Raw genomic sequence first — 22,753 nt, 5'->3', positions numbered from 1 at the left:
TTTCTATCTTTTCTCGATAATTTCATCCACTGGCAAGCGGTAGCTTGGTTCCAATTTTTCGTCTGTGTAACCTACCGTAATCAAGAGTTCTGGACGGAAACGGTCTTCGATATCCAAAACTTCGTTGGCTTTTGATTTGTCAAATCCAAGAATAATGTTAGAACCAATTCCCTGATCTGTCAGAGCCAAAACCAAGTTCATGGCAACCAAACCTGCATTGAGGGCTAGGTAGTCGCTGACTTGTTGTTCACTATAACGCGCAAATTCAGCAGGCAAATTCTTCATAAAGTATTGAAGTTGCTCTTCAGAAAAGTTATTAGCACCACCAACTCTGGCAATCTTACGGGCACGTTTAGCCAAATCTGTGTCTGTAAACAAGGCAATGGTTACAGGTGCTGCTGATACCTGCTCAAAGTTCGAACCATAAGCCAATTTTGCCAATTCAGCATTTTTCTCACGAACCACCACAAATTTCCAAGGCTGGCTGTTGTGAGCGCTTGGGGCCAAGGTTGCGATTTCAATAGCTGTGCGAACATCTTTGGGATCCACCGGCTGATCAGTGAAATGCTTGGTCGCATGACGTTTTTTATTTAATTCAAGAAATTTCATAATCGATTTCCTTTTCTAATTCTACTGCTTCCATTCTACCATATTTTGAAAGAGCTTGCAGGGATTTTTCATAGAGTTAGTACTTCTTTCAAACTCTCTGCTATTAATTTGGAGCTCTTTAAGTAGGTATCGCTTTAGATTTGAAGCAATCAAAAAGCAGGTGATCGAACACCTACTTTCTTATATTATTGACCAGATGTGTATGGAGCAATTGCTTTATAAGCCGCTTCCAGCGCTTTCTTCATTGTGTCACGTCCAGTTTTCAACTGTTGAACAAATAGAGTACGAGTTTGTTCTGGCACTACTGTATCATCAGAACCAATACTTGAAAGGCTTTCGTTAAATGACTCTCTTACAGTCTCCATAGACTTAAGCGCTGGTTCAACTTGGGCGTTATATGCTTCTTTTCCACTCTCTGGAATTTTTTCCCCAATTTCAACTGCATGCTTTTTATAATTGTCGACTAATTTACCAAAGACTTTCTTCACATCTCCAACAGTTTTAGCATTGTCAATTTCTTCATCGGTGATCAAAACAACCTCATTATTTTCTGTCTTTGAACTAGACGTTGTTGATGAAGTCTCTGAAGAAGAAGTTTGTTCTACAGAGCTTGAAGTCTTAGTCGAAGAATCAGACGTTGTTTTCCCTGAACATGCTGCTAAAACAACAACAGATAAAAGAGCCATACTGGCTGTAATAATTTTCTTCATAATGTTCTCCTTTTTATTAAGAATTAAGTTCATTGTATAACAAAATAATTTCAATGTCAAACTTTAGCTAAGCCATCTTTTCTTCCTTATTGTCTGACTCTTTTCTAAGCGATTCGACTACAAACCTCACTTCAAATTAAGGGCGTCCATTTTATTTCTCACTTTGCAAGAAATCAAAATAGGTCTTTACATCCTCTACATACCCGTGCTTTTCGATTAAACTAGCTAAAAGTTCCAGATTGTGCCCCCGATAGTTGTCTTCTCGTCGTAGCTCTTCATACATTTCGATAAAGGGAAGACCCTTGGACTTGGCCAATTCTAGCTCCGCTTCATAATCATAAGCGACTTTACGAAAATGGATATTGACCAATTCCCCATCTTCCACTTCTATCACGGCATACTGGGCACGGTGATTTTTTAACGCCTCCCAATCAAAATAGGGCATGCCAATCGTACCTGGATTGATGATTTGTTGCCCTCGGCTTCCATAACGAAGCAACTGCTTATGAACATGACCATAGACTGCCACGTCCGTTTCATTATCTAGCAGTTGGTCAAATTTCTCCGTATCATTGTCAACCAGCAAGTCTCCTCCATAGTTCTTATCAGGCAAATTATGAGAAAGAGAAAAGCGCAATCCGTCAACTTCTTTCTTTTCCAGCAAAGGCAAGCTTCGTAGCCAAGCGATCTGATCGGGAGCCATTCGCTCCATTAAAAACTGGGTCATACGCAAGAGCTGGACTTCCTGTAGATCTTCCAAACCATATTGCCCATCTAAGGCCTCCAAGACACAATCATCCCAGTTTCCACGGACAGTCGCTGTGATAGGAAGGTCTTTTAGCAAGGCTAGCAAATCATTTTCCCCAGGACCAGGGAGAAAAATATCCCCTAGAAGCCAATATTCTGTCGCTTCCTGTCTTTTAGCATCTGACAGAACTGCCTTCAAGGCTGTGGTATTCCCGTGTATATCAGATAAAATCGCGATTCTGTGTTTCATATTATTACTTTCTATTGTTCATTTTCAAATGATTGTATTGATAATTCAAACTATTTATTTACAAACTTATTTATCCGCATCGGCGTTACTTATATTTTCTTTAATCATTGCTCTGACCTGCTCACGCTGTTCCTCATTAAGATTCAACTTCTGCAGTTGTTTTTCAATACTAAATTCTGAGGTATTGTATTTCTTATCATACATCTCTAATAATTTATTACGAAGAATAGGCTCGCTGATCAAATGAATTTCTTTTAATAGTTCTTCTTCATTTCCTTCCTGCTCCTCTTCTCCATTAAGTCTTTCAATCATAGAATTAATCTTTGCTAAGGCAAAATCACCATAAATGTTATCAATCAAATTTTCCTTCATGATTTCTTGTATATTTTTAGCGAAAGTATTTTGTAAAACTTTCCCTTCTGAATATCCCGTTTCTTGATTTTTTTCAATCATAATCACATTTCCTGGTTTAATATCAGATAACATATAGGGAGAGTGAGTTGTAAAGATGAGTTGGATCTTTCTACCCTTTCCCTCGTCTTCCAATATTTCAGAAAGATTATTAATCAGAATTTTAATTAATCTCCTAGACCATTCTAAGTGCATTCCCGATTCTAATTCATCAACTAGCAGTATAATATCCTCGGAACTTTCTTCATGCATATATAGATACGTATAAAGTTGTGAAAATATTTCAATTAGGTTCCCTTCCCCAGTTGACATATGATAATCAGGAGTCTCTTTTAACAAATAATAATTATTAAAGTTTTCATTTAAATCATAACAAAACTTATCTACTAATTTTTTCGATTTTGTATGCTGAAATAGTCTGTCATTAAGTTCTTCAAATAAAGATCTATTATTATTCGAGTATTTTAACAAAATTGAAGAAGATTTATTATCAATTAAAGAACCATTTTCTCGGATTTCTCTAAAAATATTAACTATATCAATTATTGATTCTACATAATCTTTTTTTACTTTTCTTGTTTCATCCTTTAATTTATTTTCTTCCTCCTTTACTTCATTTTGGTTTAATTCTTTTACTATATCTAAAAGTAAATTAAATCCAGAGTCCTCATAATCAGAAACATCTTCCTTTAAATATTTTTCGCATTCATCTAATAAAGATTCAGATAATAGTTTCTTTATAAATTCATCTTCTTCATAAAAAATATTATGTATGGACTTATATATTAAAAATCCTATGGCTTTTATCCCTCTCGGAATTGAGTTAGTATTATCTTTTAAACCATAAGTACTAATATCTAATGAACAAGATAAAACTGAACTAATAATGTTACGATCGCTTAACCACAAATATGAATGTATAAACATTGCTAATCCTTTTTGATTCAACGTTGTCCGAGATTCAATAACTCCTCCTTTGCCTTTACTTGGCAAATTAACGTATAATATATTTCGAGTCACATCATAACCTTCTGGATCACAATCAAAACTTCCATCTTGATTCCTGTAAAAAGTCTGGCCCCAATATTCTTGTAGTGTTGCAACAGATAAATTATTGGAAGAAACCTTAAATCTTACTTTGTCTTCTTGTTTTCCTATTTCAAAAAGGAAGAAATATTGATTATCAGAGTCTTGCTCGCGTTTAGCTGGTGAATAGCCACTAATTATGTTTAAAACTGTTGTTTTCCCAATCCCATTTATCCCTACAATTGGCGAAATATTATAAATAGAGTCTCCATAAAAATTTTCAATATAGTCTAGATTTTTATCAATTTTTAATTTATTTGTTTCAAAGTTAAAATCAACTTTATATTCGTCTGAAAAATTAAAAATCTGATTCTTAAAAAGCTCATCATACTGTTTAATCACCAAAGCAATTAATTTCATTCCTCTTCCCCTAGTAGTCCAATTTCTTTGCTAATATCTGTAACCATTTTTGAAAGTGGTCTTTTCCCATAATTTTCTTTGTCTGTATAATAACCAACTATCATTCTATCTATCTCATATTTTGAAAACTTTTTATCGGACGTAGCTAAAATTTCTTCTAACTTAATTTTATAGCTATTACTATAAACTTCCTGCTTCCACAATAATTCTTGGACAACATCTGTGTGTAGTTTATATAAACTTCTTGTATCAATCACATATTTGTCTTTCAATAATTTCTGTCTAACACTTAATTTATCCTTGCTTTCTAATTGTTTTAACTCCTCTTCCGATATGTCATCCTTGATTATAATATCAATACTTTCTGAATTATTAATAAAATCTGCAGACTTTATATTCAAAGAAAATTTCAACAATTCATCAATATCAGTTATACTTTCATCATAGGGAGAGATATAAAATTTACTCGTACTCTTTTTATTATTACAACCATAACAAGAAGGAATCAGATTGTAAAAACATAAAGCGAATAGAGGATATTCATTCTTAGGGAAAAAATGGTCTAACTGACTTGTATTAGCTTCCTCGGTTACATTTATAAAATTTCTATTACAATATGGACAAACTGTGACACCAGTTATGCGAACTAACTCTTTTTTGTCTATTTTATTATAATAGGATTCCAACTTTTCTTTGTATCGTTCAACAACATAATCCTTCAATACTATATGAGATTTTTTAGTATGAATTCCATCAAACTTGTAACTCTGCACTAAATCATTAAACGATTTTTTCGAGCTCATCATTTCGACCAAAGTATCCATTTTATCCGGAAATATATCTTCAAAGTCCTTTAAGAATTCAGATTTTAAATTCTTCTTAATCAAGTCGATAAATTCTCTTGTATTCTTTGTTCTATCAACAATAATCCGTATATTATCAGTCAAATTTTTCTTTTTTCGAATTTTATCTAGATTATCATCAGTCTCATATGATAATATTCTTTTCAGATTAATACTAGTACTTACTCCTCTAATATGCCCTATTTTTAACTGCTTAATTTCCTTATCACACTTTTCTATAAAATCGTTTTTTAAATGACTATAAATTTGATTAACCAAATCAGAAAATTTCTCCACATGTATTTTAAAAACCCATTCAACATCAGATGAGCTATCTATTTTTTCCTTTACTTTTAGTAAGGTAGAGTAGTCCGCCATCATAAGTTTTAGAAAGGCTCTATCTTGTTGTGTAAAATAGTCTTCCAATCCATTGTGAGATCCAAAATTCTTAAAAATTAACATATCTAATTCGTCTTTTTCTGGTAATTTCTCATAAATATCACGACAAAATTCATATACTTGTTTAGAATTGCTCTTTTTTATCGGAATCATTTTTCACCTCTAAAGCTTAGTTTAATCATAATTATACCACAAAAGACCGTTTTTACGGCCTTTTGTTTATATATTAACCACCTAAATCTGCCGAAGATTCTGCAATCACTGCTTCTAATGCAGTCACATTGCCATGAATATCTGATAAAATTGCGATTTTATTGTTCATGGTGATTTCCTTCCGTTTGGTAATCTACACTCTCTTCTGCTACTTGAGCCAATTCCACTTCTCCCTGAGGGTTCAACTTTCTCTGAACAGCTTCTGCGACTGCCCTTGGCACACCAACTTCGACAATTTCATCCACACTGGCTTCCTTGATTTTAGTTAGAGACTTGAAATGTTTCATAAGATTCTGCTTACGTTTAGGCCCCAATCCTTCAATCCCATCCAGTTGTGAAGAAAAGGAATTTTTTGAGCGCAGTTGGCGGTGGAAGGTGATAGCAAAGCGGTGCACCTCATCCTGGATGCGTTGGAGGAGGAAAAATTCCTGAGAATTGCGAGACAGCTCCACCACTTCCAGTGGATCTCCAAAGAGCAACTCATGGGTTTGGTGCTTATCATTTTTTTGCAGCCCAGCAATGGGAATATCCAACCCCAGCTCTTCTTGGATGACCTGCTTAGCGATATTGACCTGACCTTGTCCCCCATCAATGACAATCAAATCTGGTGGGGTCAAACCTTCTCGTTGTACTCGACCATAACGTCTGCGAATAACCTCACGCATACTAGCATAGTCATCTGGACCGACAACCGTTTTTATCTTGTACTTACGGTAATCCTTCTTACTCGGTTTGCCATTGACAAAGACCACCATAGCTGAAACAGGGCTAGTTCCCATGATATTAGAGTTATCGAAGGACTCGATGCGGACTGGAGTCGGTATTTGGAGCAAGCGTCCTAGATTTTCAATAGCCCCTTGGGTCTTTTCGACAGATTTTTCTAGCAGGTTAAATTTCTGCTCCAGACTAACACGGGCATTCTTTATAGCTAAATTGACCAGTTGTTTTTTCTCTCCACGTTGGGGCTTGAAAATCTTAGTATCCACCAAGGCCTCAACGGCTTCTTCATCGATATCCTGCGGAATCAATACTTCATTGGGAACCAGGTGGGATTTTTCTTGATAAAATTGTCCCACGTAGGTCAAGAAGTCCTCATCCGGATCATTGTAATAAGGGAAGAGGTTGACGTCGCGCTCGATGAGCTTGCCTTGACGGACAAAGAAAACCTGAACACACATCCAGCCCTTATCCACATAGTAGCCAAAGACATCCCGATTTTGCAAATCTTTCGCCATGACCCTTTGCTTGGTCCGAAGCGTTCCAATGGCCTGAATCAGGTCACGGTATTCCGCCGCACGTTCAAACTCCATACTTTGAGCTGCCTTTGCCATCTTCCCCTTGAGGTCATCGATGATTTTGTCATCCTGTCCTTTTAGGAAATCAGAAACCTCCTGAGCCATGGACTTGAAATAGGCCTCATTTTTCTGACAGATGGTGTGGGCCATACATTGACCGATGTGGTAATAAAAACAGACTTTAGAGGGCGGGTTGGTACACTTGCGAAAAGGGAAAATTCGATCCAAGAGTCGCTTGATTTCATTAGCTGCCCCCACATCTGGATAGGGGCCAAAATAAAGACCTCCGTCCTTTTTGACTTGACGGGTGATAATCAAACGAGGATAACGCTCATTGGTGATTTTGATGAAGGGATAAGACTTGTCATCCTTGAGCATGATATTGTACTTGGGCTTATTTTCCTTGATCAGGTTGATTTCTAGGAGAAGTGCCTCAATATTAGACTCAGTGACGATAAATTCAAAATCCACAATTTCAGACACCAGAGCCTCTGTCTTGGTATCATGACTGCCACGGAAATAGGACCGCACACGGTTGCGCAGATTTTTAGCCTTTCCTACATAGATAATGGTGCCGTTTTTGTCTTTGTGAATGTAGCAACCAGGGCTGGTTGGCAGGAGCTCTAGTTTTGATTTGATCAAGTTATTCATAGTTCCATTATAGCAAAAAGGCCATAACAGGACGAACAAAAAGCCCCACCAATCACTTGTTGGAGGAGCTTTGATTTCTTTTAAGATTGCACCGACTTCACCTAGTCGCTACTGGTATAGAGTTCTTGAACAGCTGTCACATCCTGCGGCTGAATTCCATAGTAGGAACCTGCCGGCTGCATAACAGAAGTCTCGTTGGTGTGATCCAATCCGATGGCATGCCCCAGCTCGTGCTCCGCCGTGTGCACGATCCGTTCATAAGAATAACCATAGTTTGGATTGGATAGATAATAGTGATTCAGGCGAACCGTTACAGATATAAATTGATTGGTTAACAAATTGGTTTGACTCTCAGCTTGACCTGCTACAGCAGTCGATCCATCATTCATCTCACTTGCCACAATATCTGCCTGGCTAGGATCCGCAACGACCTCAAAGGTAAAGGCTCCCGTTTGATTCCAGTTTTTTATGGCTTCTGCATAGGCAGCTTGGAAGGTCTCATCCATTTGAGGTTCAATATAGATGCGAGCTGAGGCCTGAACCCACTTGCCTTCTGCATGTTGGTGACTGTCTGTCTGAGACAAGACTTCCAGAGTTCCCGTCTCCTTCCACTGATTCCAACCACCTTGACCAATCTTACTCATTTTTTCAACCTGATTGACCGCAGAATGAAAATCACCTGTCAGATACCAAACCACTCCAAAGGCAATGAGCAGTAGAATGACCACAGTCCAAACCAGACGCCAGAAGAAACGCCAAATTCCCAACAGAAATCGGAACAATAATCGAATAATCCAGAACATGACGCTCCACCTTTCATAAAAATAAGAACCTATCTTGAAATCACATTCTACTTGTTCAAGATAGATTCTCTATTTTACTGAAGAAAGCTGAAAGAAATCTAAAACTAAGATAAGCGCTCTTCCAAAACAAAGTCAATTGGTAATGTAGCTAAAAAACGCTCCAATTGTTTTTCCCAGTAGTACCACTCGTGCTTACCTGGACTATGACTATAGGTCACCTCAAAACCAAGTTTTTTGAGGTTTTTCACTGCGAGATTATTTGCAGAGTAGAGATAGTCTTGCTCCCCACACCAAGCCCATAGTTTGGTATTTTTATCGGATTTTGCAGCTATGCTTTCAAGCGAATGAGGGCTAGCTGTCCAATCTTTGATCTCTCCAAAAACTCCTCTCCAGTAGGCAAGAGAGCCCAGATCCTGACTTTCAGGAGAAAATTCTTGAAAACTGAGCGCACCAGAAAAACTAGCCGCATGAGAAAAACGATCAGTTGCGAGAGCCAGCTTAAAGGAACCGTAGCCACCCATGGAGAGACCAGCAATGAAGGTCTTTTCTCGCTTGCTGGTCATATTGGGGAAGAAACGTTTCATAACCTGAGGCAACTCTTCTGCTAGAGCAGTAAAGTAGTTAAAACCGTACTGGGTATCTGTGTACCAGCCATTGCTAGTATTGGGCATGATGACAATGAGATTAGTCCCGCGCAACAAACGCTCGACATTGGTTCTCTTGAGCCAGCTATTTTGATTTCCCGACATTCCGTGCAAAAGATAAAGAACAGGAATATCTGTGCAACCTGGTTCAGTCACCCGACTAGCATCTGGATAGAGTACGGTAACGCCCCACTCCATATCCAAAACTTCTGAGTAATACTCAATATTCATAACTGCCATGGTTTTCTCCTTTATACTATTCTATAAGAAAAAGCCGAAATTCGACTTTTTCTGTAGGTATTCTGCTTATTATTTTGCTTCCATCACGACTGGCAAGATTGCTGGACGACGCTTAGTTTGATCAAAGAGATATTTGGTCAAATTATCACGAACCTTGCCTTTGAGATCTGCCCAATCAAAGTCGTCACCTTGAAGATACTCTTCTACCGTTTGGTTAATCAATTCTGAGCTTTCACGGAGAATGTCACGACTCTTCTTGAGATAAACAAATCCACGCGTGTGAACACGGGCCTTGGCCACAATTTTCTTCTCACGACGGTTGACAGTAATCGCCACGATAAAGATTCCATCTTCTGACAAGACCTTACGGTCACGAAGGACGACATTTCCAACATCTCCGATGGCATTTCCATCAATCAAGACATCACCTGCAGAAACTGCTCCAGCTGGGACAAAGTCTCCATGTTCATAAGACATGGTCGTTCCCTTTTTAGGGATGAAAATGCGCTCTGGCAACATCCCAACTGCCATAGCAGCCTTGGCATGCGCATCCAACTCACGGTATTCCCCTTGAATAGGGAAGAGGTAGTTTGGTTGCAAAAGATTGATCATCAACTGCAAATCACGCGCATTTCCGTGTCCGGATACTCGCAAGCTTTGGGTAATGAGTTTCACTACACCACCAGCTTGGTAGATCATGTTTTCAACACGCGCCATGACGGCTTCTTTGGCGATAGATGGAGTCGTTACGATATAGACCAAGTCCCCATCTTTGATTTCCACATAACGGTGGCGTCCGATAGACATCTTACGAAGTCCATTAATAGGCTCACCCATACGGCCCGTCTCAAGGATAATCAACTCATGGTCTTCAAAACGAGACATTTCTTTGGGTTTGATCAAAAGACTTTCGTTGGCTAGAGATAATTTTTTGAGTCGAATCGCAGTGCGGACGATATTTTCAATATCAAATCCAGTCAAAACAACTCGGCGACCTGTATCCGCAGCAGCATCAAAAACCTGCTGGATACGAGAGAGGTTGCTGGCAACTGCCGCAACGATGATACGACCTTCCCAGTCCGCAATGGTCTGGGTAATTTCCTCTCCAACTTCACTCTCGCTCGCCACTTGGATATTGCTATCCGCATTCGCAGAATCACTGAGGAGCGCCAAGACACCCTCACGACCGATTTCTGCCAAACGGGCAAAATCCGTCGCATAGGATTTACTAGCCGTCTGGTCAAATTTGAAGTCACCTGTATAAACAATGCTACCTTTCGGAGTTTTCAAGACGACTCCCAAACTTTCTGGGATGGAGTGAGTTGTACGGAAGAAGGAAACTACAGTTCCTCCAAAATCAATTTCTGTATCCTCATCAATCACATGGAAGTCATTGAATTTCTTAACCGTATCATTTCCTTTGACAAAGAGTTTTGCCAACTCGATAGTCAACTCAGAGCCAAACACAGGCACCTTCGCTTCTGCCAAAAGGTAAGGCAGAGCTCCAATGGCATCCGCATGCCCGTGGGTCAAGAAGACCCCAGCGATACGATCGCTATTTTCAAAAAGGTAGTCCATATTTGGAATGACGACATCAACACCTAGTTGTTCATTTTCAGGATATTTAAGCCCAGCATCCAAAACAAAAATAGAACCATCGATTTCAGCGATGTACATATTTTTCCCATTTTCTCGTACACCACCTAGTGTTGTTAAACTAATATTACTCATTTTCCCTCCGAAACTTAATTCATCTTGATTATAGGGTAAGTTTACCCTCTTATTCTAAAAGTTCTAAAACTTTCAGCCGAATCTTTTCCTACCATTATACCATTTTTTTGATGATTTTCAAAATGAAGATTTGTTTCCAAAAAAGAGCTGGTTGCCCAACTCTTTCCTATCTTCTAGTTTTCTTCCATCAAAAAATCATACATTTCTTGCACCGTACCCAACGCCATCATTTCTTGATTTTTTACAATTTGTTTGAGATTTTGGTAAATCTGACTTTCACTAATTTCCCTTTTTGGCGCTTCTTTATTGACTGTCATGACACCGTCTTTGATCGTCACAAAGCCTAGTTCTTCGAAGACTTGAATCATCTTGACCAGCAAGATTTGTTGGATATTGAGATAAGCCGCCAAATCTTTCAACTTGTATCGAATATCAAATTCCGGAAACTGGTAAATGGTCTTGTACAATTTAGTAAACTGCTCTCTAGTCCCATAACCTGTTAGATAATAGGCCTTGTCAATGTCATTTTTGAAATAGACCGCAGAGAAATTTTGTTCCTGAAAAACGGTCTTAAGCAGGGTAATGTCCTCAGGAATGTTTTTCACAACCACAGCTTCACTGGTCGCTAGATCTGGCAATTCTCCAGCAAAATCCAAGACTGGAACCCCTTCTGGCAAGGCTGCGTTCTTCCCACGAATATTAAAGAGTTGAACGCCTTCCACACGCGCATCCACCATCATCAACTGGAGGGCAGTTTGACCATTCCATTGATTGACAGACAGGGTGACTGCTAATTCTAGGTTTTTTGTTTGAGCAAACTCTGTTGCCCATCTACCTTGTCCAAAGGCCACCACTTCAAAACTCGCCTCACCCTTGGTGATCTTTAGTTTGAGGTGGGCATTGCCCGCTCCCATGGTACGAGCACTTTCGACACGAAAATCCTTGATATAAAAGACAGGTTTCTGATTGTCCATTCCAAAAGGTGCCAAGCGTTCAAAGCTTTTAACCGTTTCTAAACTAAGAGTCTCCAAATCCAACTCTTCATCTAGATTTAACTTGTTCTTGCCAGCAGCATCTGCGCCTTTTTCACGGATATAGTCTTCCAAGACCTGAGATAAATCTGAAAGTTTCTCAACCTCCAGTGTCATTCCTGCTGCGCCAGCATGGCCACCAAATGCGATGAAGAGGTCTCGATGGGGATCCAGAGCTTCAAAAATATCGACCGCTTCCACACTGCGTGCACTGCCCTTGGCACGACCATCTTCTATATTAAGAACGATAACAGTCTGCCCCAATTCTTCCAGCAAACGACCAGCCACGATACCTAGAACTCCAGGATTCCAGCCTTCCTTGGCCAAAACCTGAACCTCCTTCTCAGGATCCACCATGGTCTTAGCTTCTTCATAGATTGACTGAACGATTTCCTTGCGCTCTTCGTTTTTCTGGTGAATCATGAGGGCAATCTCATGAGCTTCCTCGTCGTCAAATCCAGTCAGCAAATCAATGGCAGGGTTGGGATCATCCAAGCGCCCCAAGGCATTTAAACGAGGGGCAAGCTGAAAGCCAACCGTTTCTTCTGTGACTTCATTAGCAGCAATCCCAGGCACGTCCAGCATTTCTTGTAGACCAATACGCTGAGTATGTCCCAACATTTCCAGACCATATTGAACCATGATACGGTTTTCATCTGTCAAGCTCACCATATCTGCAATAGTACCGATAGCGACCAAATCAAGCAATTCCACTTGCACTTCTTCTAAAAGGGCACAAGCCAGCTTGAAAGCCACTCCACAACCAGCTAGATATTTGAAAGGATAGTCCGCATCCGGATGCTCAGGGTGAACAATAGCATAGGCATCAGGAAGGGTTTCAGGCATGGAATGGTGGTCGGTCACAATGACATCCACTCCCATAGACTGGGCCAATTCAATGGCTTCATGGCCAGCAACTCCATTATCCACTGTCACAATCAAGGAAATCCCTTCTTGCTCGATAAAGTATTTATAGACACTGGCATTTGGTCCATAGCCATCGGTAAAACGATTTGGCAAATAAACACGGCATTCCGCGCCAAGCTGTTCCAAACTTTCCTTAACAATCGACGCTGAAGTCATACCATCCGCATCGTAGTCTCCATAGATGAGAATGTCTTCCCCTTCTTCAATGGCCTGACGAATCCGTTCCACTGCCTTATCCATATCATGGAGCAGGTAGGGATCATGCAAGTCCTCCAAGGAAGGTTCTAAAAACTTCTTTAGACTTTCTTCATCCTGAATCCCTCTCTCAAATAATAATCGAGCCACCTCAGGACCCAGTCCAGCCTTCTTGGCTATCTTTGTAAAATCCGCATCTTCAACCTGCGGGGCAAACTGCCATTCATAAGTAGGAGTTATCAAAAAAACATCCACTCTTTCTAAGAATTCTATCGTTTCATTATAACATGATTTAGGCATTTTCTCTATCCAGATTGCTTTTTTATAAAATTTTAGTGAATTTTTTTCAGATATGATTTGACAAGACAAATCTTTTGTTGTAAAATCGTGTTATAAAATCTAACACAAAGGAGATCTCTCATGGCTTTAGTAGAATTTAAACACGTCGAAAAATATTACGGAGACTACCACGCACTCCGCGACATCAATCTCCGTTTTGAAAAAGGACAAGTTGTTGTCCTGCTTGGACCTTCTGGTTCTGGAAAGTCCACTCTTATCCGTACCATCAATGGTTTAGAGGCTGTTGACAAAGGAAGTCTCCTAGTCAATGGACACCAAGTAGCAGGTGCCAGTCAGAAAGATTTAGTTCCTCTTCGTAAGGAAGTAGGTATGGTTTTCCAGCATTTTAACCTTTATCCACACAAAAAAGTGTTAGAAAATGTAACACTTGCACCCGTAAAAGTTCTAGGAATTGATAAAAAAGAAGCTGAAAAAACAGCCCAAAAATATCTGGAATTTGTAAATATGTGGGACAAGAAAGATTCCTATCCAGCTATGCTATCTGGTGGTCAAAAACAGCGAATCGCCATCGCGCGCGGCCTCGCCATGCATCCGGAGCTCCTCCTCTTTGATGAGCCAACATCTGCTCTTGATCCTGAGACTATCGGAGATGTTCTAGCAGTTATGCAAAAACTGGCGCATGACGGGATGAATATGATCATCGTTACCCACGAAATGGGCTTCGCCCGAGAGGTTGCGGACCGCATTATCTTTATGGCTGACGGGGAAGTTTTAGTAGATACGACAGATGTCGATGACTTTTTCGACAATCCAAGCGAACCCCGTGCCCAACAATTCCTCAGCAAAATCATCAACCACGAAAGTGACAAAGTCAAATAAGGAGGCGCCTATGAAAAAGAAATTCTTTTTATCCGCATTATTGATTAGCCTTTTCAGCCTTGCTGCTGCCAAACCAGTCCAAGCCGATACCAGCGTCGCAGACATTCAAAAAAGAGGCGAACTAGTTGTCGGTGTCAAACAAGACGTTCCCAATTTTGGCTACAAGGACCCCAAGACAGGGACCTATTCTGGTATCGAAACCGACTTGGCCAAGATGATTGCGGATGAGCTCAAGGTCAAGGTTCGCTACGTGCCTGTTACCGCTCAAACCCGTGGCCCACTTCTTGACAATGAACAGGTCGATTTGGATATCGCGACCTTTACCATCACAGAAGAACGTAAAAAACTCTACAACTTCACCAGTCCCTACTATACGGATGCTTCTGGTTTTTTGGTCAATAAATCTGCCAATATCAAAAGCATTGAGGACCTAAACGGTAAAACTATTGGGGTTGCCCAAGGATCCATCACCCAACGCTTGATTACTGAACTGGGTAAAAAGAAAGGTCTAACCTTTAAATTTGTAGAACTTGGTTCCTACCCAGAATTGATTACTTCGCTTCATGCCCATCGTATTGACGCATTCTCTGTGGACCGCTCTATCCTGTCTGGCTACACCAGTAAACGAACAGAACTACTAGATGATAGTTTTAAACCATCTGACTACGGTATTGTTACCAAGAAATCAAACACCGAGCTCAACGATTATCTTGATAGCTTGGTCACTAAATGGACCAAGGACGGTAGTTTGCAGAAACTTTATGACCGTTACAAGCTCAAACCATCTAGCCATACTGCAGATTAAGGAGGACACCCCATGACAGATTTATCATCTTGGACAGCCTATTTTCAGGATTTTGGACAATTTTTCAATGGTTTCCTCTTCACCCTTGCCCTAGCGGTTGGATCCTTTATCCTCGCCATGGTTTTGGGCATCTTCTTTGGGGCCATGTCAACTAGTAAACGCCCATTCTTGCGCGTTTTGGCTCGTATCTTTGTCGAATTTTATCAAAACACTCCCCTCTTGGTGCAGTTTGTCATCGTCTTTTATGGTTTGCCTCTTATCAGTGAACACACCATCATGATTCCGATTTATTGGACTGCTGTTCTCTGCGTGGGACTCTATCACGGCGCTTATATCGCTGAGGTTATTCGTTCAGGGATTCAGTCTATTCCTAGCGGTCAGATGGAGGCCGCCTTGTCACAAGGTTTTACCTATATCAGTGCCATGCGCTTGATTATCTTGCCTCAGGCCTTCCGTATCATCCTTCCTCCTTTGACCAACCAAATCGTTAACCTCATCAAGAATACCTCTACCGTAGCTATCATCTCTGGAGTAGACTTGATGTTTGTGACCAAGTCTTGGTCAGCTCTCAACGGAAACTACATCCCAGCCTTTCTAGGCGCTGCTCTTCTCTACTTTGCCCTTTGCTTCCCTGTCGCACAGTTTGGTCGCAAGATGGAGCAAGCCAACAAAAAAGCCTATTCACTTTAGGAGGTTACTATGGAATCTATTTTAGAAGTTTTAACCCCAGATAACCTAGCCTTTATCTTTAAAGGATTTGGCTTGACCCTCTACATTTCTCTGATTGCTATCGTCCTCTCGACCCTTATCGGAACAGTGCTAGCCGTCATGAGAAATGGGAAAAATCCTGTCTTACGGATCATCTCCAGCATTTATATCGAGTTTGTACGTAACGTTCCCAACCTCCTCTGGATTTTCACCATCTTTTTGGTGTTTAAGATGAAGTCCACACCAGCTGGTATTACTGCCTTTACCCTATTTACCTCAGCAGCCCTGGCTGAGATTATCCGAGGTGGCCTCAATGCCGTGGACAAGGGCCAGTACGAAGCAGGAATGTCGCAAGGATTCACCTCAGCGCAAATCCTCTACTACATCATTCTCCCACAAGCGATCCGTAAAATGCTGCCAGCTATCATTTCTCAGTTTGTAACTGTGATTAAGGATACCAGTCTTCTCTACTCTGTTATCGCCCTACAAGAACTCTTTGGCGCCAGCCAAATTCTCATGGGACGCTATTTCGAACCAGAGCAGGTCTTTAGCCTTTACATCCTGATTGCCCTCATATACTTCAGCTTTAACCTATCAATCTCTAGCCTATCTCGCATGCTAGCCAAACGTTGGCAACAAGCAGCAGAATAAAAAAAAGAAATGTGAACAAAAATAGACGTTCACATTTTTATATTTTCATTCAGGCGAATTGTTCCAATAATCGTCAATATCATAGCCAATCATAATAAATCCAACAGGAATTTCACCATCATAGGTACCAAACGGAAATAAAAATTTATTTTGCTACTCTGATACCTACAATTTTGGTATTTCCCATACATTTTTTCCATATGAAACACTGTTCTAACAGCTCCACAACTTTTAATTCTTTATCAGTACCATTTTCTATTGGATTTTCTCCGACAAAATACGGACACTTAATGTATTCAATTTTATAAATCAATTCTTTCGAAGTCTTTTATAGCTTTCTGATAAGAAAACCAGGTGCATAAGTTAAATATGGCAACACCAAAAAGTAATATTACTATCTGTGGTACGTTCAAATTTGAAGAATCATTCAAACTTTCTAATCCAGGAATATGGTGTAATATTTCTCCCATGAATATTATGACAGTTGCGACTGCGCAGAATAGGATAAAAGGCTTCCCAATCTTATAAGCTGTTTTAAAAAAGCCTTCGAGAAAAACACTGTTAAAGGTTGCAAATACAAGCATTATATAGCCAAGATATGCAGCATTTGCATTCATCAACGGATTTGTCACATACGGTGTGACATCTCCTAAGAGTCTCATCCGAATAATCGTCAGAAAAAGACATAATATGAAAGCTATGCACTCGATAAATAAAACAAATAAATATTTAGACGTAACCACATCTTGTTTTCTAACTGGCAACATGACCGTGTAGGTGATGTCATCACATTCTCGAACTTGTTGATAAGTATAAAAAATACCAAGACAGATAAAAAAGGAACCGACAAGAATAGGATACCTTGGAATCATCGTAATAGCTGAAAAAGTTATAAACCAATAGCTCAAAGGATTTGCTGTTAGTTTCATTTCTTTATAGAGAAGTTTTCTCATCACAAATTCACCTCTTCCCTTTCAATATGCACCATAATATCTTCAAGTGTGGATTTCTGCCCTATTTCTTTCGTGTAATGACTGATAAAATCCTCTTTTCTCTCAGATAAAAGCAATTCACCATTTTTTATATAAGTAATAGTATCTGCACACTTCTCTAAATCACTAGTAATATGAGTAGAAAACAAGATTGCTACCCCTTTTTCTGCTAGTTTTCGAAAGATTTCATTCATCTCATCTCTAGATACTGGATCAAGTCCACTAGTTGGCTCATCTAAAATCAAAAGCTTAGCATGATGAGAAAGAGCTAAAGTAAGATAAAATTTTACTTTCATCCCCTCAGACAGTTCCATAATTTTCTTATTTTCATCAAGCTTAAATGCATCAAGATAATGACGATACGATTCATCATCCCAGTTATCATAAAAAATACGAGTAATGGCGACAATATCCTTTAATTTTTTTCTTTTATAATAATTGGTTCCTCCCACTGCATAACCAATTCGTTGTTTGATTTCATCTTCATTATCCAGATAATCCATTCCAAGAATACGGACATTCCCTGCATCTGGATGAACAAGATTTAGAATGGATTTAATCGCTGTAGTCTTACCTGCTCCATTCCTACCGATAAATCCCATAACCTCACCTGATTTAATATGAAAACTTATAGGTTTCAATTCAAATGCTGAATATTTTTTTGTAATATCATTTACCTCTAAAACATACTTCATTTTATTCATCCTCCTTCTCTTCAAAAGCAATTTCCATCAAGTGTGCAAAGGCTCCCTTCGGCGGTATGGCAATTCCACGCTTTTCATCACCAAGAAGCAGAATCGTATCGCCAGGTTTGATATTAAAGACATCGCGCGCCTGTTTTGGTATTACTATTTGACCTTTTTCTCCAACTGTAGCCGTCCAAGCATATTTACCTTTTGGTGCTTTCACAACTATTACCCCCTTTATGGTATGATTTGTATAACTAATTATACCACTTATCCTAAATAATACAAGTGCAGACTACATCCAGTTACCATCATAATAAAATGCTCGTAAAAATCTGTACCACTCATCCCAAAACTAAGAAGGAAAAAATTTCATAAGCACATTGATACCATAAATCAAAAACAGCATTATCCTTTCCTACAAGAGAGGACCACTCCTAAAATCAGGAAAGCGAAACTAAGATTTTTAAAAATATCTTATTGCAAACAAAAATATAATATGCTACAATACTTTTGACAAAACGTGTCGAAAGGTAGAGAGATGGCAAAAATAATTGACTTAAAGCAAGAAAATATTTACAAAGTACGATCCTGTTTTTATCAAGGAGGAACATGGACCAAGAATCAGTTATCCAGTCAAACAGGGATTTCTCTGGCAGGAACTACCAATATCTTACAAATATTAGAGAATAGTGAAGAGATTGAATTTGTAGGAAATGCCAGGTCAACTGGTGGCAGAAAGTCTAAATTATATCAATTGAGAGAAGATTATATCCATATTGGAACTATTATTCTTAGTCACATCTTTTCTCAATACAGAATACGTGCAAACTCATTTAATCTGGGAGGCCATTCAGTTTATGAACAAATTTTAGTAAGTTCCACAGGGACATTAGATGAAATTCACAATGTAGTAAAAAAACTAATTACCAGTGATCCACTGATTCAGGTATTAGTACTTAGTTTTCCTGGTATTATTGGAGAACAAGGAGAAATTATCTATTCTGATTTTGAACAGATCAATCAAAAAAATCTTCTAACGTCACTTTCATCCCTTACAACGATACCCATTGTTTTAGAGAATGATGTTAATGTTGCTTCTCTTGGTTATTGTAGTATTCACCCAGAATTTAGAACATTGGCCCTTCTTTATCAGCCAGATACAGATTTTGCCGGTTCTGGTATTATCATCAATAAAAGATTGCATCGTGGAAGAAATGGTTTTGCAGGGGAAGTTGGCTATCTCATGAATGGATATAAACCTGCAGATCGCCAATCACGTTCAAATGATTTCACATTTCTTTTGTTAAATCAGATAACAGCATTAACATCAGTCATTGCTCCAGATGCTATTGCATATTATTGTCCATCTTTACAAGAAAATATAAAAATTTCTGACACCTGTCTTCCTAAAGAATTCCACCCAATCCTTGAAAGATTGACTGAGATAGACCCATTCATACTGAACGGAGTTCAATCAATTGGAAAAAACAAGATTCTAGAAATCAAAAGAAGAGCAATCTAACAAGGAGAACTAAATGATTTCGTTGTTGTTAGCGGTTATCTATCTGGCCTTTATTAGTTTAGGCTTACCTGATGCTATTTTAGGAAGCGCTTGGCCAAATATGTATCGTAGCTTAAATTCAACTATTACCGGGGCAGGTTCCATCTTTCTGATTATTTCTGTTTGTACAATAATTTCTTCTTTAAATGCAGATAGAGTAATTCATAAATTTTCTACAGCTAGAGTGACAGCAGTTTCGGTAGGGCTAACTGCTTTATCCTTATTTGGTTTTTCTTTTTGTCAAGAATATTGGCAGCTGTGCTTATGGGCTATCCCCTATGGTCTTGCTGCAGGAGCAGTTGATAGCGCACTGAATAACTATGTAGCATTGCATTTTTCTTCTAAGCATCTATCTTGGCTACATTGTATGTGGGGGATGGGGGCTTCTATCGGTCCTTATATCATGGGAATGATTTTATCAAGTGGTTACGACTGGCCTGTCGGTTACAGAATCATTGGAATCATACAGGTTATACTAACAACTATTATATTTATTTCTTTACCCTTATGGACTGCAAAAGAACAAGGGATGAACTTAGAAGATAATAGGGATATTCTTTCAATTTCCCAAGCCTTAAAACTTCAAGGTGCCCCTCAAATTTTGCTTTGTTTTTTTGGATACTGCGCTCTTGAACAGACGACCGGACTTTGGGCAGCTAGTTGGTTGAATGTGGTCAAAGATATTCCGGCAGAAACGGCAACATCCTTCGCTTCAATATTTTACATAGGAATCACTGGTGGCAGAGCAATTTCTGGTTTTATTGCAGAAAAACTTGAAGATAAAAATATGATTCGCTTAGGGTTCATTGTAATCTTCATAGGTCTGATTCTCCTTACCTTTAGCTTTCATTATACAATTGCCTTAATAGGACTTGCTACTATCGGCCTTGGTTGTGCACCGATTTATCCAAGCATTATCCATTCTACTCCAGAGCGTTTTGGAAGGGAAAATAGTCAGAGTTTAATCGGCATTCAGATGGCTTCTGCCTATATCGGTTCCGCCTTTATGCCAAAACTTTTTGGAATCCTAAGTGATGTCACCAATATTTCAGTTTATCCGTTCTATCTTTTGTTCTTTCTATTCCTGATGTTTATCATGCATGAGTGGGCTGAAAATAATTAATAGTGTAGAAAAATATTGATAAGAACTTTTTAACAGTCAATTAGCTTATGAATCGGTGGAAAAATAGGAATTTCACCTAGAAAAAGTGGTTTTGGCTATACCATGTCAATAATTAGTGGAAAATATAAATGGAACATTCAATTATTAATAGACCTTGGAATAAGGAAATCTCCAGAAGAATATACAATTCACGAATTATATAAAGAGAGTAAACATTAGTTGAATCACATCAAAACTTAGTTTTTCAATCTCCTATATTTAATTTCTCTAGTCCGTCGTTATTAAAAAAATGGATAGACGCTGTATTAATTTGTGGTTGGTTCTATGGTAAAAAATGGAGGAGATAAATTAGAAGATAGAAAAATCGCATTGGCGGTACTAGGAAAAGGATTATCAATCTGACGGGAAATACCACTATACTCTTGAACAAGTACTGGTTCCCTTTAAGATTTTATTGTCGTGGACATTGTCGTGATTTCTTTGCTTTTTATGGCTCAAAGAAGACACTCGATAGAACATATTTTCTACAAAGGGAAAAATTGAAAAAAGCGCTTCTGACTATATTCAATTCTTAAGGCATCTATATACTCTGTTGTATTGACTTCACTCTTTATTCCATTTTATCTTATCGTTTGATATTTTATCAAAGATAGCTATAACTTAACAAGAAAGGATAACACAATGACAATCTCTATTGAACACGTAGGTGTTTGGGTAAATGACTTAGAAAAAATGAAATCTTTTTATGAGAAATACTTTAATGCCGTTGCAACGAAAAAATATTATAATCCTAAAACGGAATTCTCATCTTACTTTTTAAATTTTGAAAATGGTGCACGTCTAGAACTTTGTCATCGCCCAGATATTGTAGAAAAGAATAAAAATAGTTTTGGATTTTACCATTTAGCTATTGCTGTAGGAGACAAAGTGGAGGTTGATGCATTTGCAAAACGCTTTGAAGAAGATGGTTTTCCCATTCAATCCGGTCCGAGAACAACTGGTGATGGGTACTATGAAGCAGTTGTATCTGATCCCGAAGGTAATTTACTGGAATTAACAACACATTTAAAATCGTAAAATAAAAAAGGAGAAAAATCATGATCCAAGAACTTTGCAAAGAATTCTCTCAACTGGAACAAGTAGAAGCTATTGCTCTTGGTGGTTCTCGTGCAGGACAAGCCTACGATCAAAACTCTGATTATGACGTTTATGTCTATCTCAACTCTTCTATTGATGAGGCGACTCGCCTCAAAATTTTGAGTAAATACTGCTCCTATATGGAAATTGGAAACCAGTTTTGGGAGTTAGAGGACGACTGTGTACTAAACAACGGTATCGAAATCGAGTTGATTTATCGTTCGCTGGAGTCGTTTGAACAGGAATTGAACTCAACCGTTTTTCAACACAAAGCTCAAAATGCTTATACAACTTGCATGTGGCATAATCTACTCCACAGCAAGATTTTATACGACCCGAATGGACACTATGCTTCTCTCCAAAAGACTTACCAGATTCCCTATCCACAGGAACTCAAAAAGCATATCATTGAAAGGCAACTCCTTTTGCTAGAACAAGCCATGCCTGCCTTCTCTCACCAAATAGAAAAAGCTATCAAACGCCAAGATCTTCTCAGTATGAATCATCGTACGAGTGAGTTTTTTGCTTCCTACTTTGACTTGTTATTTGCGCTCAATGAGCAAACCCATCCTGGTGAAAAACGAATGTTGGAGTACGCAAAGACCCATTGTACACTCCTCCCTAAGCAATTTGAAGAAACTATTAGCAAGTATTTCCAACTACTCTACCAACCGCAACAAGGAGAACAAGCGGTCGTGACCTTGCAAACTATCCTGAAGGAACTAAAAGCCATTTTGCCATAGACCAAAAAGAAAATGTGAACC

At 38.8% G+C, this 22,753-nt stretch carries 22 protein-coding genes and 1 pseudogene; 9 read left to right on the top strand and 14 right to left on the bottom strand.

Annotated elements, in window-relative coordinates:
* Positions 1-3: 3 nt before the first annotated feature.
* The 11 genes and pseudogenes from GOM48_RS02245 to recJ all read right to left on the bottom strand — a co-directional run bounded on the left by GOM48_RS02245 (position 4) and on the right by recJ (position 13,387).
* Positions 4-609, bottom strand: a complete 606-nt coding sequence (locus GOM48_RS02245) for a nitroreductase family protein (RefSeq protein WP_131200184.1) — start codon at positions 607-609, stop codon at positions 4-6.
* Positions 610-794: 185 nt separating this feature from the next.
* Entirely contained in the window at positions 795-1,319 is a 525-nt protein-coding gene (locus GOM48_RS02240) for a hypothetical protein (protein WP_000720917.1), read from the bottom strand.
* A gap of 151 nt (positions 1,320-1,470) precedes the next feature.
* Positions 1,471-2,316 carry a metallophosphoesterase family protein gene (locus tag GOM48_RS02235; RefSeq protein ID WP_235098097.1) on the bottom strand — a complete coding sequence of 282 codons (846 nt, stop codon included), beginning with the start codon at positions 2,314-2,316 and terminating at the stop codon, positions 1,471-1,473.
* Positions 2,317-2,382: 66 nt separating this feature from the next.
* Positions 2,383-4,173, bottom strand: a complete 1,791-nt coding sequence (locus GOM48_RS02230) for an AAA family ATPase (protein ID WP_235098095.1) — start codon at positions 4,171-4,173, stop codon at positions 2,383-2,385.
* Complete coding sequence (locus tag GOM48_RS02225; protein WP_235098093.1) at positions 4,170-5,567, bottom strand: HNH endonuclease; 1,398 nt, start codon at positions 5,565-5,567, stop codon at positions 4,170-4,172. Before GOM48_RS02225 ends, GOM48_RS02230 begins: the two co-directional genes overlap by 4 nt.
* Positions 5,568-5,661: 94 nt before the next feature.
* Positions 5,662-5,736: pseudogene (locus GOM48_RS09895) on the bottom strand (phosphoesterase); the annotation flags it as partial.
* Positions 5,726-7,573 (bottom strand): excinuclease ABC subunit UvrC, encoded by a 1,848-nt coding sequence (gene uvrC, locus GOM48_RS02220; protein ID WP_235098091.1) that lies wholly within the window; start codon positions 7,571-7,573, stop codon positions 5,726-5,728. The pseudogene GOM48_RS09895 and the gene uvrC, both read right to left, overlap by 11 nt.
* Positions 7,574-7,674: 101 nt before the next feature.
* The gene (locus GOM48_RS02215; RefSeq protein ID WP_235098089.1) at positions 7,675-8,376 is read right to left on the bottom strand and encodes a M57 family metalloprotease; all 702 of its coding nucleotides are present in this window, start codon (positions 8,374-8,376) and stop codon (positions 7,675-7,677) included.
* Positions 8,377-8,480: 104 nt separating this feature from the next.
* Complete coding sequence (locus GOM48_RS02210) at positions 8,481-9,260, bottom strand: alpha/beta hydrolase (protein WP_235098086.1); 780 nt, start codon at positions 9,258-9,260, stop codon at positions 8,481-8,483.
* A gap of 69 nt (positions 9,261-9,329) precedes the next feature.
* A complete protein-coding gene (locus GOM48_RS02205; protein ID WP_223326183.1) occupies positions 9,330-10,991 on the bottom strand; it encodes a ribonuclease J in 1,662 nt (553 codons plus the stop codon).
* Positions 10,992-11,164: 173 nt separating this feature from the next.
* Entirely contained in the window at positions 11,165-13,387 is a 2,223-nt protein-coding gene (gene recJ, locus GOM48_RS02200) for a single-stranded-DNA-specific exonuclease RecJ (protein WP_235098721.1), read from the bottom strand.
* 177 nt (positions 13,388-13,564) lie between these two features.
* Between recJ and GOM48_RS02195 the strand changes: the two genes are divergently transcribed.
* From GOM48_RS02195 to GOM48_RS02180, 4 genes are read left to right on the top strand one after another with little or no spacing between them, the layout of a single operon-like run.
* The gene (locus GOM48_RS02195) at positions 13,565-14,323 is read left to right on the top strand and encodes an amino acid ABC transporter ATP-binding protein (protein WP_235098084.1); all 759 of its coding nucleotides are present in this window, start codon (positions 13,565-13,567) and stop codon (positions 14,321-14,323) included.
* A gap of 10 nt (positions 14,324-14,333) precedes the next feature.
* Positions 14,334-15,128: a transporter substrate-binding domain-containing protein gene (locus tag GOM48_RS02190; RefSeq protein ID WP_235098082.1), complete on the top strand. Its 795-nt coding sequence runs from the start codon at positions 14,334-14,336 to the stop codon at positions 15,126-15,128.
* A 12-nt stretch (positions 15,129-15,140) separates the two neighbouring features.
* Complete coding sequence (locus GOM48_RS02185) at positions 15,141-15,818, top strand: amino acid ABC transporter permease (RefSeq protein ID WP_000131156.1); 678 nt, start codon at positions 15,141-15,143, stop codon at positions 15,816-15,818.
* Positions 15,819-15,827: 9 nt separating this feature from the next.
* The gene (locus GOM48_RS02180) at positions 15,828-16,487 is read left to right on the top strand and encodes an amino acid ABC transporter permease (RefSeq protein ID WP_235098080.1); all 660 of its coding nucleotides are present in this window, start codon (positions 15,828-15,830) and stop codon (positions 16,485-16,487) included.
* Between the two features lie 302 nt (positions 16,488-16,789).
* Here GOM48_RS02180 and GOM48_RS02175 read toward each other — a convergent pair whose 3' ends face one another.
* The 3 genes from GOM48_RS02175 to GOM48_RS02165 are packed head-to-tail and all read right to left on the bottom strand — an operon-like array spanning position 16,790 to position 18,388.
* A complete protein-coding gene (locus tag GOM48_RS02175; RefSeq protein ID WP_235098719.1) occupies positions 16,790-17,440 on the bottom strand; it encodes an ABC-2 transporter permease in 651 nt (216 codons plus the stop codon).
* Positions 17,440-18,174: an ABC transporter ATP-binding protein gene (locus GOM48_RS02170; RefSeq protein WP_025168406.1), complete on the bottom strand. Its 735-nt coding sequence runs from the start codon at positions 18,172-18,174 to the stop codon at positions 17,440-17,442. Before GOM48_RS02170 ends, GOM48_RS02175 begins: the two co-directional genes overlap by 1 nt.
* Before the next feature lies 1 nt (position 18,175).
* On the bottom strand, positions 18,176-18,388 hold the full coding sequence (locus tag GOM48_RS02165; RefSeq protein WP_000646903.1) for an AbrB/MazE/SpoVT family DNA-binding domain-containing protein: 213 nt from the start codon (positions 18,386-18,388) through the stop codon (positions 18,176-18,178).
* Between the two features lie 318 nt (positions 18,389-18,706).
* Here GOM48_RS02165 and GOM48_RS02160 point away from each other — a divergent pair, with 318 nt between their 5' ends.
* From GOM48_RS02160 to GOM48_RS02140, 5 genes are all read left to right on the top strand, one after another.
* A complete protein-coding gene (locus GOM48_RS02160; protein WP_235098078.1) occupies positions 18,707-19,690 on the top strand; it encodes an ROK family protein in 984 nt (327 codons plus the stop codon).
* A gap of 13 nt (positions 19,691-19,703) precedes the next feature.
* Entirely contained in the window at positions 19,704-20,852 is a 1,149-nt protein-coding gene (locus GOM48_RS02155; RefSeq protein WP_235098077.1) for an MFS transporter, read from the top strand.
* Positions 20,853-21,106: 254 nt separating this feature from the next.
* Positions 21,107-21,199 carry an NAD(P)H-dependent oxidoreductase gene (locus GOM48_RS02150; RefSeq protein WP_235098717.1) on the top strand — a complete coding sequence of 31 codons (93 nt, stop codon included), beginning with the start codon at positions 21,107-21,109 and terminating at the stop codon, positions 21,197-21,199.
* A gap of 334 nt (positions 21,200-21,533) precedes the next feature.
* Positions 21,534-21,929 (top strand): VOC family protein, encoded by a 396-nt coding sequence (locus GOM48_RS02145; RefSeq protein ID WP_235098075.1) that lies wholly within the window; start codon positions 21,534-21,536, stop codon positions 21,927-21,929.
* Positions 21,930-21,949: 20 nt separating this feature from the next.
* Positions 21,950-22,732: a DUF4037 domain-containing protein gene (locus GOM48_RS02140; protein ID WP_235098073.1), complete on the top strand. Its 783-nt coding sequence runs from the start codon at positions 21,950-21,952 to the stop codon at positions 22,730-22,732.
* The last annotated feature ends 21 nt before the right edge of the window (positions 22,733-22,753 follow it).

The organism is Streptococcus oralis, assembly GCF_021497885.1.
GTDB lineage: Bacteria > Bacillota > Bacilli > Lactobacillales > Streptococcaceae > Streptococcus > Streptococcus oralis_BQ.
Note: the sequence above shows the minus strand (reverse complement) of the source record. Positions and strands in the feature narration are given on the sequence as shown.